Below are 14,306 nucleotides of genomic sequence, written 5' to 3'. Positions count from 1 at the left end.
TTTTCCCCTTATTCACCAATAATTTACTACCTTTACTAAAGACTCATTTTAGTAGATTATGGATAATCCATTCTATGTCATCCCTACTTTATCACGCACTGCACATATTACCAACCTATATGCATAAAAAAGAAAAAGAAAATTTACAAAAGTAAGATTCCCATTAATTTTTTAACATAAAAAAAGAGGATACCCTCTAAAAAATTGATGTTATCAATCTTTTTGGATATCCTCTTATCTAATTATTTATACGTGTTTTTTCATATCATCGGCAACAGATTCAACATTTGTACCTACGATAACTTGGACACTCGTGTTACTTAATTTCATAACACCTTTTGCACCAGCACGTTTTAATGCTGCTTCGTTTACTTGACCAGCATCTTTCACTTGTAAGCGTAGACGTGTTGCACAGTTATCAATAACTGTTAAGTTTTCTTTTCCACCTAAAGCTGCTACGTAAGTTTCACCAATTGAACCTGCAACTGGAGCTTCTTCGCCTTCAGCCATTTCCTCTTCATCTTCACGACCAGGAGTTTTTAGGTCGAACTTCTTAATTAAGAAGTAGAATACTACAAAGTAAATTGCTGCGTAAATTAAACCGATTCCTGCTAGTAACAATGGTTTTGTTGCAATACCGAAGTTTAAGACGTAATCGATTGCCCCGGCACTAAATGAGAAACCATCATGAATGCCAAGTGTTGTTGTAATGAATAGAGATAGACCTGTTAATACAGCATGAATTCCATATAGTACTGGCGATAAGAACATGAATGAGAATTCAATTGGCTCTGTAATACCAGTTAAGAATGAAGTTAATGCTAGACCACCTAACATACCTGTAACCATTTTACGTTTTTCTGGTTTAGCAGCTGCAATCATTGCGAAACATGCTGCTGGTAAACCGAACATCATAACTGGGAAGAAACCAGTCATAAACATACCTGCTGATGGATCTTTTGCAAAGAAACGTGCAATATCACCATGAACAATATCGCCAGCTGCATTTGTAAAGTCACCAAGTACGAACCAGAAGTATGTGTTCATTACGTGGTGTAAACCAATTGGAATTAATAAACGGTTTAATAATCCAAATAAACCAGCACCAATTGAACCTAAGTTCACGATACCATGTGCCACTGCATCAATACCACTTTGAATTGTTGGCCAAATTTGACCGAATACCAATCCTAAAAGTAACATTACGATTGAAGTAATGATTGGTACGAAGCGTTTTCCTGCAAAGAATCCTAACCATTCTGGTAGTTTAATCTTATGGAATTTGTTGTATAATAATCCCGCAACAACCCCTGCAATAATACCACCGAGTATGGCCATATTTATTTTTGGCGTTAACGCCGCTGCTTTTGAAACCTTTGTCATCGTATCTGCTAATTTAGTTGGATCTACTGAACCGACTAAATCTTGAACACTTTTTAATTTATCATTTAACTCTGCTGCTGAATACGTCTTACTTAGAGCATTCGTTGTATTTTGTAAAACAAGATATCCGATTGCTCCGGCAAGTCCAGCTGCTCCACTACCGTCAACAGACAAACCGATTGCAACACCAATTGCAAAAATAAGTGCTAAATTATCAAAAATTGCTGCACCGGCCTGTGCCATAACAGGAATGTTAAATACGTCTTCTTGTCCTAAACGAAGCAATAATCCTGCTGCTGGTAGTACGGCGATTGGAAGCATTAACGCTTTACCAATACGTTGTAGAAACTGCAACATTTTAATTCCCCCTATCAAATTTATGAAATCGTTATCATTATAAGTACGCCTTAGAAAACGCTTTCTATTTACATAACCATAATAACATATAGTTGTATAGATGTGTAGTTTTTATTTTTGAATTTTTCATGGATAAATCTCCTATTTCCAAACTGTTATATAAAAGGAAAATTCTCCTTTTTCACTACAGAATACTCGAAACGAAAGGCCTAATATAGAACTTGTAACTTTCGTTTTATCATTCCACTTTTTCATGTTATTATTTATTTCCGAGCATATCGGGAAAAGTAAACTTAGTTAATTCGAAATAGGAGCGTTGGTACTATGCAGTGCATTGAAACAAACAACTTACAACAGTTGTTAGAACAAGTAAAACCATATACGAAAAAAGGAAAGCTTGCTACTTATATCCCCGAACTAGGAAATGCCAATCCAGATGATTTAGGGATTGCCATTTTTCATAAAGAAACAGAATACATCCATGCTGGCAACTCACAAACACTATTCACTCTTCAAAGTATTTCAAAAGTAATTACACTTGCACTTGCACTTTTAGATCGTGGTGAAGAATATGTATTTTCTAAAGTTGGAATGGAGCCAACTGGTGATCCATTTAATTCTATTATTAAGTTAGAAACGACGAGTCCTTCTAAACCACTTAATCCAATGATTAATGCAGGGGCACTAGCTATTACAAGTATGTTAGCAGGAAAAGATAACGAAGAAAAAATGGAGCGCATTCTTCATTTCGTACGTGAAATAACAGATAATCCTACTATTAATTATTCTTCTAAAGTTGCCAATTCAGAATTAGAGACAGCTTACTTAAATCGTTCACTTTGTTACTATATGAAACAAAACGGAATTATCGATTGTGATATCGAAGAACTGATGGATTTATACACTCGCCAATGTGCAGTTGAGGTAAACTGTATTGATTTAGCACGTATCGGTTTAATTTTTGCGATGGATGGATATGATCCATATAAGAAAAAACAAATTATCCCTAAGCATATTACAAAGATTTGTAAAACATTTATGGTTACATGTGGCATGTATAACGAGTCTGGTGAATTTGCGATTCGTGTTGGTATCCCAGCAAAAAGTGGTGTAGCTGGTGGCATTTTCGGCTGCGTAAAAGGAGAAATGGGAATTGGTATTTTCGGACCAGCTTTAGATGCAAACGGAAATAGTATCGCTGGTTTTAAAATTCTTGAACTTCTTTCTGCTCAAGAAGGTTGGAGCATTTTTTAATTCAGAGCTATCCTGCTATACTAGCAGGATTTTTTCATTTCATAAAAATCTCAATTTTATCAGCTATCCATGACCGTACAGAAACCGTACTGAAAGTTTCTCTATATCATGCATATTTGCTCCCCCCTCCTGAATAATATAGTACAACCTAGCGCTATATGTGGAGGTGTGAAAGATGAAACTAATATTTCAAATGGGAAAACAGCCTGTTCTTGAAAAAACCATTCTTCTTTTTATATTGAGTATTGTAGAAAGCTTGAAGTTAAAAGTTGTTTCACTCGATGAAGCTCACCGATACATATTCAATTTAGAAGTACTTGAACTGTTAATGGATCGGAATATCGATGATCAAGTACTTGAACTTATTCATTTCGGAATGGGACTTGAAGACATTCATCATGTGCTTCCTGAAGAACTTGAACATACGATTGAAGAATTAAAGTGGCTTTGTATTCAAGTATTAAGTGAGTACAGTATGCATGAAGAATCGGAACAATTAATTGAGGATATACGTTAAAAAAGCACCTATGTAGGTGCTTTTAATGTTTTTTCAAACTATTTTTATACGCCTCAATATTTACTGGTAGCTCTTCCTCTTCCAAAGTATGTTCATTTACATCTTTATGAATGAACGCACCTTTAGGTGGTTGATGATCGTGCCCTTTTTTCTTATGATCAAATGCTTTCCCGCGTCCCATACAAATCCCCCTTTCTTAAAAGAAATCCGTATTAGTATGGAGAAAAGTACGTCGATATATGCAATCCCTTGCTGTATTTCCAAGGAAATACTCGAATCTTGTTTTCTACTCTCCTTACAACAACTGATCGATCCCAATAAAAATTAATAACAATCCTGCAATAACTGTTGCCCATTTCCCTAAGTACTCTGCTAAAAATCGTTTCCCTACATACGCAAAACCACTAATACAAATAAAACTAAACACCCCAGAAATAGTTGCTGTAAGCCACAGGTTCAAGTTTGTTACCCCAGCATCAAATCCACCTGCAATATTATTAATAGACAACGCAACCCCTAAAACAATTGCTTCTGAAAAACTAATTGTTTTTGAACCATCAAAATCTGCTTTTTCTGGATCACGTAAAATTCCCATCAGTACATTACCATCTTTAGAGCCTACGGTATTTTTTTGCCCCAAGAAAGGCTGGCACAAAATAAACACGCCAATTATCCCTAAAACGATTGCTCCAATCAAGTTTGCTGTAAACTCTGAAATAAATAACGCAATCCAGTTTCCAAAAAATCCAGCTAATAAAGTAAATAAAAACCCAAAAAATGCGATGATAAAATTGTTGAACCACGAAATTCGGATTTTACGAATGCCATATGCAATTCCAACACCTGCATTATCTAAATTAGAAGCAATCCCAATTAAAAAAATTGAAAATAGACCTGCCGTACTCATAAACAGCCACCCCTTTTTCTCACTTTTCAATGCATCTTATGAAAATGTTGAGCAACTGTGCCTGTCTGTTTCATATACATGTAATAAATGCTCAACATTTTTTCAACAATAAAAAGGAGTGCCTTCTCTATGCCTAAAGAAAATCCAAATGAGCGGCTTAGTAGATTAATAAAAAAACTTTTAAAAGAACGTGCCTTATCTATGCGCCAACTCGGAATGCTTACAAATATTGATCCCGCAACAATCTCAAGAATTATGAATGGTAAACAACCGCCAAAACAAAAACACCTACAAAAATTCGCAGAATGTCTGCAAGTCCCACCCCAATTGTTATTTGATGAAATGTATCCGGATTCTCCTCACATTAATAAAGAAAAGACGGATATGTACACATCTCTTGATACAATTCAGCAAACGCTGCAATCCTCTAACTTATTCGATTTCGACTACACAACAACCCGCGTAAAACAAGAACTTGAAAACTATGAACGATATGCTCAAACAACAGAGGGTGAAAAGCGTATTCATGAAAGTTTCGCAAGCAAGTTAGAACAAATTGATAGTGCTGGTCCTTTCATTGAACAATTAACGGATATGTATCAACAATTTTGCAATGAAACGATTCCAAAAGAAGAGCGTGCAGTTCTTGGCGGCGCATTACTGTATTTCATTTTATCGACAGATATTATTCCTGACTACCTCTTTCCAATTGGCTATTTAGATGATGCAATTGCTGTTGAATTAGCAAAAGAGAAATTAATCGAACTCAAACGAAAGACATAGAAAAATAAAGAACTATTTCAGTTGTTTCTATTCAACTCTGAAATAGTTCACTAAAAAATTGTACAAGTATACATACCTGTACGATTTCAACATACTAATCTATTTTTTTGTATGACACCATTCATATATAAATGCTGTTATTACTTTTGTAAATTCAATTAACTGTTCTACTTCAACTTTCTCATTTATTGAATGAGCTTCTTCTAATGTACCTGGTCCGTAAATAACAGCCGGAATATGAAATTCACTAAACCAACCACCATCCGTTACCGTTGCAGACATATCTAAAATTGCATGTTTAGAAAGAACTAATTCGTGTACTGAGCTAAGCGTTTTTACAGCTGCATGTTCACTATCTATTTCTAAAGAAGGGAAAATTTCGCCACGATCCACAATCATTGATTCTCCGCCCCACTTAAATTGTGGTGGATTTTCACTTAACCATGGGTCAGCAGCTGCTACTTTCCCGATATACTCTTCAATTTCTTTTATTATTTGTTCATGTGTTTCATTCGGATAAAAGTGCACTGTTATCCACAAACGGCACTCATCCGCAATAAACGCTGCATGTCGTCCGCCCTCAATAACAGCTGGATTAATTGTTGTCGTTCCATATGGATAGCCTTCATATGTTTTCATAACTGCCCAATGCCGCTCTAATTCTTGTAAACTTTTTACAATTTTCAACATTTTTTCAATTGCACTCGCTCCGAATAAACGTCCTCCAGCATGGATCATTTGTCTGCGCGTTGCATCATGAAACGTTTGGGGGCTTTTCACAGTAATCCACCCAGTAATTACGCCGCCCTGTCCTTGCATATGTAAATCACTCGTATCCACTACGACTGCAAAATCAGCATCATAACCTCGCCTGCAGCATTGAAGTGTACCAGCTTCTCCAACTTCTTCCCCAATTACGGATTGAAAGATTAAATCTCCAGGTAACTCAATGCCAGCTTCTTGTAAAAGCTGAATAGCGAATAACGCTCCAGCTAGTCCCCCTTTCATATCAGCTGCACCACGTCCAACTAACCAACCATCTTTTATAAATGGCTCAAACGGATTTGTTTCCCACGCCTCATCTGTTGACACTTCAGCTACATCCATATGTCCATTAATAATAAGACTTTTATGTGTGTCACTTTCTATCCCTTTTCTCACCCCAACAACATTCGGATCATTCGGATATACATCCCATTTATCAACACTAAAATTTCTTTTTCTTAGAAAATCTGCAACAAATTGTTGTGCCTCATTTGTATTTCTCGCCGGCGGTGCTGGTGTTTCAAAACGAATTAAAGTTTTTGTAAGCTCTAGTAACTCATCTTTTCGTAGTTCAATCTGTTCTAATAGCTGTGAAACTTCTGGATTCATCGCTAATTCCCCTTTGCATACGTAGTATGTTTCCAGCTTTATTTTTACAAAAAAAGAGACTGTTTACAATTTTACAGTCTCCAAATTACTACATATTATAAACTTTCTACTTCCCTTAAAACAAACCTTTCTCTTGATGTTATAAATTGGTAAAACATGCTACAATAAACATATAACATACTAGAAAGGAACGATATATATGAGTAATGATAACAAATTAAAGCTATTACAATACTTATACTTTTTCCCTGCCATTCTATGTATGATGTTATTCATTAATACTGATACGAGCAGTTTTCCCTACGCAAAACTATTAGGAACAATTAGCGGCTCCTTTGCAGCTATTATGCTTGCTGCTTTTTGGAATTTGAAGATACGTATGAAGAGAGAGAAATCTTCTTAACGCCAAAACATAAAAAAATCGAGCCTACACAGCTCGATTTTTTTTACTGATTATTAAAACTCAACATTCTCCAAATACAAACCACTCGCCTCAGCAAGGCAATTAATCTGATTACGTTGTTTCGCCTCTAGAATTTGTGGAATCGCCTCTGCAACTAATTGTCCTAATCCAACTTCAATTAATGCTCCAACAATTTTTCGTACCATGTTATGAAGAAATCCGTTGCCACTTACTCTAATTTGTACAAATCCTGCCTCTTCCATTACTTCAAGTGAATATACTTCTCGTACCATAGACTTTTTCTTTGATTTCGCATTTGAAAAAGCAGTAAAGTCATGTGAACCAACTAAATGTTTCGCAGCTTCTTTCATGCTTTTCACATTTAATTTTTTATTCACATGCATGCTGTATTTACGCATAAATGGATTCGTATGCTCTTCATTCCAAATTTTATACAGATATGTTTTTGCTTTAGAATTGTAACGAGCATGGAAGCGATCATGTACTTCTTCTACATTCGTAATGCTAATATCATTTGGCAAATATTGATTCAAATATTTTTTCACTTTATGTTCTACTAACTTCTCATCACTTTGAAAGTTAGCAACTTGATTCAAAGCATGTACACCAGCGTCTGTTCTACTGCAACCGATAATTTCAGTTTCTTTTCCGATCATTTCAGATATGACACTTTCGATTTTCCCTTGAATCGTATTATCGTTATTGCCGAGACGTTGCCACCCTTTAAAACGTGCACCGTCGTACTGAATTGTTAATTTATAATTGTTCATCTTATTCTCCTTCACAGAAAATATTCCCTCATATCATGAGGGAATATGAATAAACTTTACTTTCTAACAAGCTTCACTACATTTTCTACATGAGCTGTGTGCGGGAACATATCAACTGGTTGTACATATTCCACTTCATAGCTCTTCATTAACGCTTGTACATCACGTGCTAATGAAGAAGGGTTACAAGATACGTAAACAACTTGTTTTGGCTTCACTTTTAAAATTGTTTCCAGTAATTTATCGTCGCAACCTGTACGTGGTGGATCGACAACAATTACATCTGGACGCCATCCTTCTTTTACCCATTTAGGTAGCCATTGTTCAGCTTTACCTGCTTCATATTTCGTATTTGTAAATCCGTGACGCTTCGCATTTTTTCTTGCATCTGCAATTGCTTCTGGAATTACATCCATACCACGTACTTCCGCTGCATCATTTGCAAGCCAAAGACCGATTGTACCAACACCACAATATGCATCTACAATTTTTTCATTGCCTGTTAAAGCAGCCGCTTTTTTCGCTTCATTGTATAAAACAACCGTTTGTTCTGGATTCAACTGGAAGAATGCACGTGCTGATAATTCAAATGATAAATCACCCAATGTTTCTTGAATTACTTCTTTTCCAGCTAATTTAAATGTTTTATCACCGAAAATAACCGATGTTTTACGCCAGTTTACATTTTGCATAATTGATTTAACAGCTGGCATCTGTTTTTGTACTTCTGCAATAAATTGCTCTTTATTTGGCAACTCTTCTTTTGTTGTAATAAGTGTAACTTGTACTTCCCCTGTTTGAACTGCAGTACGTGTCACAATTGTACGTACTAAACCTTTTTGTTTTTTCTCATTGTAAATAGAAACATTTAATTTTTCTAAAATACGTCTTACAACTTTTGTCGCTTCATTCGTTGCTTTATGTTGAATCATACAATGAGCAATATCAATTAACTGATGTGAGTTTTGTTTATACAGCCCTGTAATAACCTTTTCGTCTTTACGCCCCACTTGTAATTGACTCTTATTACGATAATGCCATGGATTTTCCATGCCAAGCGTTGGACGAATTTTCTCTTCCATACTGTTTTTCATGTACTTCTCAAATGCTTGTACAACGATATCACGCTTTTGATTCAATTGTTCTTTATAATCTAAATGTTGCAATTGGCAACCGCCACACTCCTCATATACTGGACACGGTGCTTTCACACGATGCGGTGAAGCTTTACGAACTTTTTTCACTTTCGCTTCTGCGAAGCCACGCTGAATTTTCGTTGTTTCAGCAACAACTTCTTCTCCTGGTAATGCCCCTGGAATGAAAACAACTTGTCTCTTAAAATAACCAACGCCTTCTCCGTTAATCCCAAGACGCTTAATTGTCACAGGAAATGTTTGACCAACTTCCAACTTACTCTCATGTTGCTTTTGTATCATTATTACACCTCTACTCTATACTTTTCCATAAATATAACGCTGCATAACTGCAGTATGGTTCACACTCTTGTTTCACTTTTTCTAAAAATGCATCATCAGGTTTATCATCTAATTGAAATACACCTTGTACTGCACGCTGAATCCCAATGTCCGCTTTCGGAAACATATTTTTCCGTCCAAGCCCAAACATTAAAAAATTTTGCACTGTCCATGTACCAATCCCCCTAATTGGTAACAATCGTGCTGAAACCTCTTCTTCCGCCCTGGTTTCTATACTCGCTAAATTTAATGTACCGCTGGCAATACTTTGACCTAATCCTACTATATATTCAGCTTTTCGCTGACTAAACTTCTGCTCTCTCAATTCCTCTATTGAAATATTTGCTACTATTTCTGGAGTGGGGAAAAAGAATACACCGTTCTTCTCTGTTCCATATCGTTTCACAAACTGTTCTGTTAACACAGTAGCAAATTTCAAATTTATTTGTTGATGAATGATACAGCGAAGAAGACAAGCAAAATAATCAAATTCTAAAATAATTGGAGTATAAGCATATGTTTCAAATAGTGGACGCAATGATGTGTTTAAAAAATGATTTTGTATATCTTGAAACGGTTCATTCCAATGAAAAATGGCCCTCATTCGTTTCATAACTTTCTCTGGATCTCCTGTCTGACTAGAAATCCAAAACTGTGGATTTTGAACAGTACCAATCCCTTGCAGGCGAACAACAATCTGTTCCTCGTCTATACAAAGCGGGACATAAATAACTTTCTCATCTAATTGAATGACGTTAAGAGGATCAAAAGATAAACGTTTTAATACTTCTTCAAAATGATACGGATACTCTAACGTAACATGTTCGCTCCACATACGTTTCCCCATCCTTTTTACACATCATTATAGCATGAGAAAACCGCAAGCATACATGCTTACGGTTGATTGCTTTTTACTAAGTCATCTAGACTTTTAAAATGATACCCTTTCTCGCGCAAATCATCAATGATTTTTGCAAGTGCTTCTGCATTATCTTTTGATATTGCATGAAGTAATAAAATAGATCCTGGATGAATCATCGTCATAACATTATTATGCGCATATTGCCATCCTCTTTGCTCATCCACTTTCCAATCTAAAAATGCAAGTGACCAAAATACATTATAGTAGCCCATTTCTTTCGTAAGAGCTAACGTTCTTTCACTAAATACGCCGCGCGGAGGACGTACATATTTCACTTCTTTTTGCCCAGTTACTTTTTTAATTTTTTCCGTTACACTCGTTAATTCTTCACGAAGTTTCTCATCATTTACCGCTGTGAAATCAGGATGACTCCACGAATGGTTTCCAATAATATGTCCTTCATTCTTCATTCTTAATAACAAATCTTTTTGTGTTTTAATGTAATGCCCCGTTACAAAGAAAGTTGCCGGTACTTTTTTCTCTTTTAATACATCTAAGATTTTCCCTGTGTATCCATTCTCATATCCATTATCAAATGTTAAATAAATATCCTTTTTCTTCGTATCTCCTAAATAAAACCCACCATTTTTTTGTAGTAAATCTGTATATAGCTTTCCTGCGTCTGGTACTGTTTCATTTTTAGGGCGCGGGATTCCCCAGTTATGTGGAGTATTTGTATAAGCTAGTGCAGAAACTGGAACAAGTGCCATCATAATTGAAAAAATGAGACCGATATATAACCATTTATGTTTCATAAATAGTCTCCTTTCCATATATAATCGTACTTGTAGTTTTTGTTACCGCACATTCTTTCATGCTGAACATGTTTTTCTATATATACCAAAAAAATGCATCTCGAATCATTCGAGATGCATTTTTGTTTACTTAAATACTGGCTCTTTAAAGCTCGCTAATTTTTCAAGTGATGTTTTATCAACATCTGCATGTAAGCTATTACCATGAGAATCCATCGTTACAACTGCTTTAAACCCTTCAATACGTAAGTGCCACATTGCCTCTGGAATACCAAATTGTAAGAAATCAACATCTTTCACTTCTTTAATACATTCAGCATAATATTGCGCTGCACCACCGATTGCGTTTAAATATACACCGCCGTGTTCTTCTAAAGCCGCTAATGTTTTCGCACCCATACCGCCTTTTCCAATGACAGCGCGAATACCGAATTTCTTCATAATATCACCTTGGTACGGTTCTTCACGAATACTTGTCGTTGGACCTGCCGCTTTAATTTGCCAATTGTCCTTTTCATCTTTCACGACAACTGGACCACAGTGATAAATAACTTGTCCATTTAAATCTACTGGACAATCATTATCCATTAAATGCTTATGGATTGCGTCACGACCTGTATACATCATGCCATTAATTGTTACAACATCACCAACGCGAAGTTCACGAATTTGCTCTTCTGTAATTGGTGCTTGTAATACAATCTCACGTTGCTCTGTTTTTTCTTGCGCCTCTTGCTCCAGTGTATCGTCACCTTCTTGATATAGCCAATCCATAATTTCTCCTGTTTCAGGATGGATTGTTACGCCAAGGCGGCGATATGCCCAGCAATTATACGCCACAGATACGTAGAAGCTAGCCGGCAGACGATTATACACGCCAATTTTACAGCCAAGTAAAGTTGTTTCTCCGCCAAATCCCATCGTACCAATGCCAAGCTTATTCGCATTTTCTAAGACATATTCTTCAAGTTTTTGTAATTCTGGAATTGGATTAACATCATCTAATGTACGGAATAATTGATTTTTTGCTAATTCGTAACCTGATGTGCGGTCTCCCCCGATACCAACACCAATTACACCTGCACTACATCCTTGACCTTGTGCTTGATATACTGCGTGAAGAAGGCATTTACGAATCCCTTCTAAATCACGGCCTGCACGTCCAAGTCCTTCTAATTCACATGGTAAGCTATACTGAATATTTTTATTCTCACAGCCACCACCCTTTAGAATTAAACGTGCATCAATATAATCTTTTTCCCATTGTTCAAACTTAATAACCGGTGTACCTGGTCCTAAATTATTTCCACTATTGTCTCCAAAAAGAGAATCAACAGAATTTGGACGAAGTTTACCATCTTTTGTCGCCCGCTCAAGCGCATTATAGATAGCTTCCTTCAACTTTAATTGATTCACACCAACTGGTGTATAAATTTTAAACGTTGGCATCCCTGTATCTTGGCAGATTGGCGAGATGTTATCATCAGCCATTTTAATATTATTTGTAATTGTGCCAAGTGCCATCGCAGAACGAGTCCCTGCATTTTCTCGCTCTTTCGCTTGTTGAATCGCACGACGAACATCTTTCGGTAAGTTCGTTGACGTTTCAACAATTAGTTGATACATGCTTTCTTGAAGCTTTTCCATTGTTACTTCCCCCTCAATTGTGAACGCTACCAAAACGTTATGAGCTGAAAATTCCATCGTTATGCTCTTTCGCTTTTTATTTGTTTCACGCTATTAAAGCATAAATGAAATTTTTCACAACTTGATTATACCTCTTTTTCTATCGTCCTTCTATTATCCGCACAGAAAAAGGCTACCAAATTGGAATTGGCAGCCTTTTTAATATATTATTCGTCTTTTTTAAATTGCTCACATTTTAATTCTAATTCATCTAACATCGCAAGTAGACGATCTACATCTTCTAACTCTACTTCTTCAGGTTCAATTGTATCAATTACTTCAATGAACATATTTAAACGTTCTTTTAAATATACTAATTGTGTATCTTTATCTTGAATTGCTTTTCCCATGAAGGCACTCTCCTTTTAATTCGAGTTGCTTTTATTATACCGCAAAAATGATTACAATGGGTATGTAATTTCATCAATTTTGTCACGGTTATTCACTATAATGTAAGCCCTCTCTCTTTTTCCTCTAAAAAGTTTCGCTTTATAAAAAGCACATATTCTTCTATTATAGAGAATGGACAAATTGTTATTTCAATAGTCAAAGGAGTATTTCATATGACGATATCACAAAAAATGAAGCCGATTACTCCTTCTTACGATCCATGGGAAGCGTATATGGACCTTGAAGAGTACGGCAAACTACTATTAACAAATGTTGAGTTTACAACGACGACGTTATGCAATATGCGCTGTGAGCATTGCGCTGTTGGTTACACGTTACAGCCGAAAGACCCGAATCCGCTTCCGATGGATCTTTTATTAAAACGATTAGATGAGATTCCTCATTTACGTTCTTTAAGTATTACTGGCGGAGAACCTATGCTTTCAAAAAAATCCGTCGACAACTATGTAACACCACTCTTAAAATATGCCCATGAACGAGGTGTTCGCACTCAAATCAACTCAAACTTAACTATAGATTTAGCACGTTACGAACAAATTATTCCTTACTTAGACGTATTGCATATATCTCATAACTGGGGAACAATTGACGATTTCGTTGAAGGTGGATTTGCAATGATGGAGCGTAAACCTACGTATGAACAACGTGCTAAATTATTTGAACGCATGATTACAAATAGTAAGGCTCTATCAGATGCAGGTGTACTTGTATCTGCCGAAACGATGCTGAATAAACGAACTCTACCACACATTGAACATATTCATCGTCAAATCGTTGACGAAATGGGATGTAAACGTCATGAGGTTCACCCAATGTATCCAAGTGACTTCGCGAGCAATCTAGAAATTTTAACAAAAGCTGAAATTCGTGATGCAATTGAGCATTTACTAGAAATTCGCGATGAAAATGTATGGATGTTATTTGGAACTTTACCTTTCTATGCTTGTAGCGATGACGAACGAGACATTGCCACATTTAAGAAATTACAAAAAAGCAAAAACGTAACAGTTCGTAATGATCCAGATGGCCGTTCTCGTTTAAATGTAAATATTTTCGATGGAAATATTATCGTAACTGATTTCGGTGACGTTCCCCTTCTAGGAAACATACAAACAAACACATTACAAGAAGCTTATGACAAATGGAGTGCTTCAAAAACAGCAAAATCATTAAGCTGTCACTGTCCTGCAGTAAAATGCCTTGGACCGAATGTTCTTGTAAAAAACAGCTACTATCCGACAGAAGATTTCTTATCAAAAACGGCAAACATTACATTATAAAAAAACGT

The 14,306-nt window shown here is 36.0% G+C and carries 16 protein-coding genes; 5 read left to right on the top strand and 11 right to left on the bottom strand.

The genetic code is table 11. From position 1 onward, the window contains the following. Nucleotides 1–246: 246 nt before the first annotated feature. Complete coding sequence (nagE, locus tag ACVWY7_RS17660; protein ID WP_000938883.1) at nucleotides 247–1,740, bottom strand: N-acetylglucosamine-specific PTS transporter subunit IIBC; 1,494 nt, start codon at nucleotides 1,738–1,740, stop codon at nucleotides 247–249. 141 nt (nucleotides 1,741–1,881) lie between these two features. Further along, nucleotides 1,882–1,995 carry a hypothetical protein gene (locus ACVWY7_RS17655; RefSeq protein WP_001990608.1) on the bottom strand — a complete coding sequence of 38 codons (114 nt, stop codon included), beginning with the start codon at nucleotides 1,993–1,995 and terminating at the stop codon, nucleotides 1,882–1,884. Nucleotides 1,996–2,064: 69 nt separating this feature from the next. On the opposite strand from ACVWY7_RS17655, the gene glsA reads away from it, so the two are divergent. Both glsA and ACVWY7_RS17645 read left to right on the top strand, forming a co-directional pair. Then, nucleotides 2,065–2,994, top strand: a complete 930-nt coding sequence (gene glsA / locus ACVWY7_RS17650) for a glutaminase A (protein WP_001149853.1) — start codon at nucleotides 2,065–2,067, stop codon at nucleotides 2,992–2,994. A gap of 175 nt (nucleotides 2,995–3,169) precedes the next feature. Beyond that, complete coding sequence (locus tag ACVWY7_RS17645) at nucleotides 3,170–3,511, top strand: DUF3969 family protein (protein WP_000766603.1); 342 nt, start codon at nucleotides 3,170–3,172, stop codon at nucleotides 3,509–3,511. Between the two features lie 22 nt (nucleotides 3,512–3,533). Here ACVWY7_RS17645 and ACVWY7_RS17640 read toward each other — a convergent pair whose 3' ends face one another. After that, complete coding sequence (locus ACVWY7_RS17640; RefSeq protein WP_000532409.1) at nucleotides 3,534–3,692, bottom strand: hypothetical protein; 159 nt, start codon at nucleotides 3,690–3,692, stop codon at nucleotides 3,534–3,536. A 114-nt stretch (nucleotides 3,693–3,806) separates the two neighbouring features. After that, on the bottom strand, nucleotides 3,807–4,418 hold the full coding sequence (gene ytaF / locus ACVWY7_RS17635; protein ID WP_000100719.1) for a sporulation membrane protein YtaF: 612 nt from the start codon (nucleotides 4,416–4,418) through the stop codon (nucleotides 3,807–3,809). Between the two features lie 129 nt (nucleotides 4,419–4,547). Between ytaF and ACVWY7_RS17630 the strand changes: the two genes are divergently transcribed. Continuing rightward, nucleotides 4,548–5,201: a helix-turn-helix domain-containing protein gene (locus ACVWY7_RS17630; RefSeq protein ID WP_001123717.1), complete on the top strand. Its 654-nt coding sequence runs from the start codon at nucleotides 4,548–4,550 to the stop codon at nucleotides 5,199–5,201. Between the two features lie 99 nt (nucleotides 5,202–5,300). Here the strand turns inward: ACVWY7_RS17630 and ACVWY7_RS17625 are convergent, their stop codons facing one another. Then, a complete protein-coding gene (locus ACVWY7_RS17625) occupies nucleotides 5,301–6,575 on the bottom strand; it encodes an acetylornithine deacetylase (protein WP_078985495.1) in 1,275 nt (424 codons plus the stop codon). Nucleotides 6,576–6,774: 199 nt separating this feature from the next. Here ACVWY7_RS17625 and ACVWY7_RS17620 point away from each other — a divergent pair, with 199 nt between their 5' ends. Further along, a complete protein-coding gene (locus ACVWY7_RS17620) occupies nucleotides 6,775–6,978 on the top strand; it encodes a hypothetical protein (protein ID WP_000063924.1) in 204 nt (67 codons plus the stop codon). 53 nt (nucleotides 6,979–7,031) lie between these two features. On the opposite strand, the gene truA is transcribed toward ACVWY7_RS17620, so the two are convergent. From truA to ACVWY7_RS17590, 6 genes are all read right to left on the bottom strand, one after another. Then, on the bottom strand, nucleotides 7,032–7,769 hold the full coding sequence (gene truA / locus ACVWY7_RS17615) for a tRNA pseudouridine(38-40) synthase TruA (protein ID WP_105989384.1): 738 nt from the start codon (nucleotides 7,767–7,769) through the stop codon (nucleotides 7,032–7,034). Nucleotides 7,770–7,825: 56 nt separating this feature from the next. Continuing rightward, entirely contained in the window at nucleotides 7,826–9,205 is a 1,380-nt protein-coding gene (rlmD, locus tag ACVWY7_RS17610) for a 23S rRNA (uracil(1939)-C(5))-methyltransferase RlmD (RefSeq protein ID WP_000615206.1), read from the bottom strand. Nucleotides 9,206–9,215: 10 nt separating this feature from the next. Next, a complete protein-coding gene (locus ACVWY7_RS17605; protein ID WP_000269437.1) occupies nucleotides 9,216–10,079 on the bottom strand; it encodes a DNA-3-methyladenine glycosylase family protein in 864 nt (287 codons plus the stop codon). 59 nt (nucleotides 10,080–10,138) lie between these two features. Continuing rightward, nucleotides 10,139–10,921, bottom strand: coding sequence for a delta-lactam-biosynthetic de-N-acetylase (gene pdaA / locus ACVWY7_RS17600; RefSeq protein ID WP_456523880.1), 783 nt, complete (start codon nucleotides 10,919–10,921; stop codon nucleotides 10,139–10,141). Nucleotides 10,922–11,047: 126 nt separating this feature from the next. Next, nucleotides 11,048–12,568, bottom strand: coding sequence for a class I fumarate hydratase (fumA, locus tag ACVWY7_RS17595; protein WP_000413509.1), 1,521 nt, complete (start codon nucleotides 12,566–12,568; stop codon nucleotides 11,048–11,050). Between the two features lie 206 nt (nucleotides 12,569–12,774). After that, nucleotides 12,775–12,957, bottom strand: a complete 183-nt coding sequence (locus ACVWY7_RS17590) for an SE1561 family protein (RefSeq protein WP_000513558.1) — start codon at nucleotides 12,955–12,957, stop codon at nucleotides 12,775–12,777. Nucleotides 12,958–13,170: 213 nt separating this feature from the next. Between ACVWY7_RS17590 and yfkAB the strand changes: the two genes are divergently transcribed. After that, nucleotides 13,171–14,298 carry a radical SAM/CxCxxxxC motif protein YfkAB gene (gene yfkAB / locus ACVWY7_RS17585; RefSeq protein WP_000156009.1) on the top strand — a complete coding sequence of 376 codons (1,128 nt, stop codon included), beginning with the start codon at nucleotides 13,171–13,173 and terminating at the stop codon, nucleotides 14,296–14,298. Nucleotides 14,299–14,306 lie beyond the last annotated feature (8 nt).

It is taken from the genome of Bacillus sp. TE9106W (assembly GCF_054062215.1).
The sequence above is the reverse complement of the archived record's forward strand: the minus strand, read 5'-3'. Positions and strand labels throughout refer to the sequence as shown.

What these genes read in the sequence shown, in the direction of transcription:
- ACVWY7_RS17620 (WP_000063924.1), top strand. Translation starts at nt 6,775, where the DNA reads ATGAGTAATGATAACAAATTAAAGCTATTACAATACTTATACTTTTTC.
- fumA (WP_000413509.1), bottom strand. Translation starts at nt 12,568, where the DNA reads ATGGAAAAGCTTCAAGAAAGCATGTATCAACTAATTGTTGAAACGTCA.
- ytaF (WP_000100719.1), bottom strand. Translation starts at nt 4,418, where the DNA reads ATGAGTACGGCAGGTCTATTTTCAATTTTTTTAATTGGGATTGCTTCT.
- ACVWY7_RS17640 (WP_000532409.1), bottom strand. Translation starts at nt 3,692, where the DNA reads ATGGGACGCGGGAAAGCATTTGATCATAAGAAAAAAGGGCACGATCAT.
- ACVWY7_RS17655 (WP_001990608.1), bottom strand. Translation starts at nt 1,995, where the DNA reads ATGAAAAAGTGGAATGATAAAACGAAAGTTACAAGTTCTATATTAGGC.
- ACVWY7_RS17645 (WP_000766603.1), top strand. Translation starts at nt 3,170, where the DNA reads ATGAAACTAATATTTCAAATGGGAAAACAGCCTGTTCTTGAAAAAACC.
- yfkAB (WP_000156009.1), top strand. Translation starts at nt 13,171, where the DNA reads ATGACGATATCACAAAAAATGAAGCCGATTACTCCTTCTTACGATCCA.
- nagE (WP_000938883.1), bottom strand. Translation starts at nt 1,740, where the DNA reads ATGTTGCAGTTTCTACAACGTATTGGTAAAGCGTTAATGCTTCCAATC.
- ACVWY7_RS17625 (WP_078985495.1), bottom strand. Translation starts at nt 6,575, where the DNA reads ATGAATCCAGAAGTTTCACAGCTATTAGAACAGATTGAACTACGAAAA.
- glsA (WP_001149853.1), top strand. Translation starts at nt 2,065, where the DNA reads ATGCAGTGCATTGAAACAAACAACTTACAACAGTTGTTAGAACAAGTA.
- ACVWY7_RS17605 (WP_000269437.1), bottom strand. Translation starts at nt 10,079, where the DNA reads ATGTGGAGCGAACATGTTACGTTAGAGTATCCGTATCATTTTGAAGAA.
- ACVWY7_RS17590 (WP_000513558.1), bottom strand. Translation starts at nt 12,957, where the DNA reads ATGGGAAAAGCAATTCAAGATAAAGATACACAATTAGTATATTTAAAA.
- pdaA (WP_456523880.1), bottom strand. Translation starts at nt 10,921, where the DNA reads ATGAAACATAAATGGTTATATATCGGTCTCATTTTTTCAATTATGATG.
- truA (WP_105989384.1), bottom strand. Translation starts at nt 7,769, where the DNA reads ATGAACAATTATAAATTAACAATTCAGTACGACGGTGCACGTTTTAAA.
- ACVWY7_RS17630 (WP_001123717.1), top strand. Translation starts at nt 4,548, where the DNA reads ATGCCTAAAGAAAATCCAAATGAGCGGCTTAGTAGATTAATAAAAAAA.
- rlmD (WP_000615206.1), bottom strand. Translation starts at nt 9,205, where the DNA reads ATGATACAAAAGCAACATGAGAGTAAGTTGGAAGTTGGTCAAACATTT.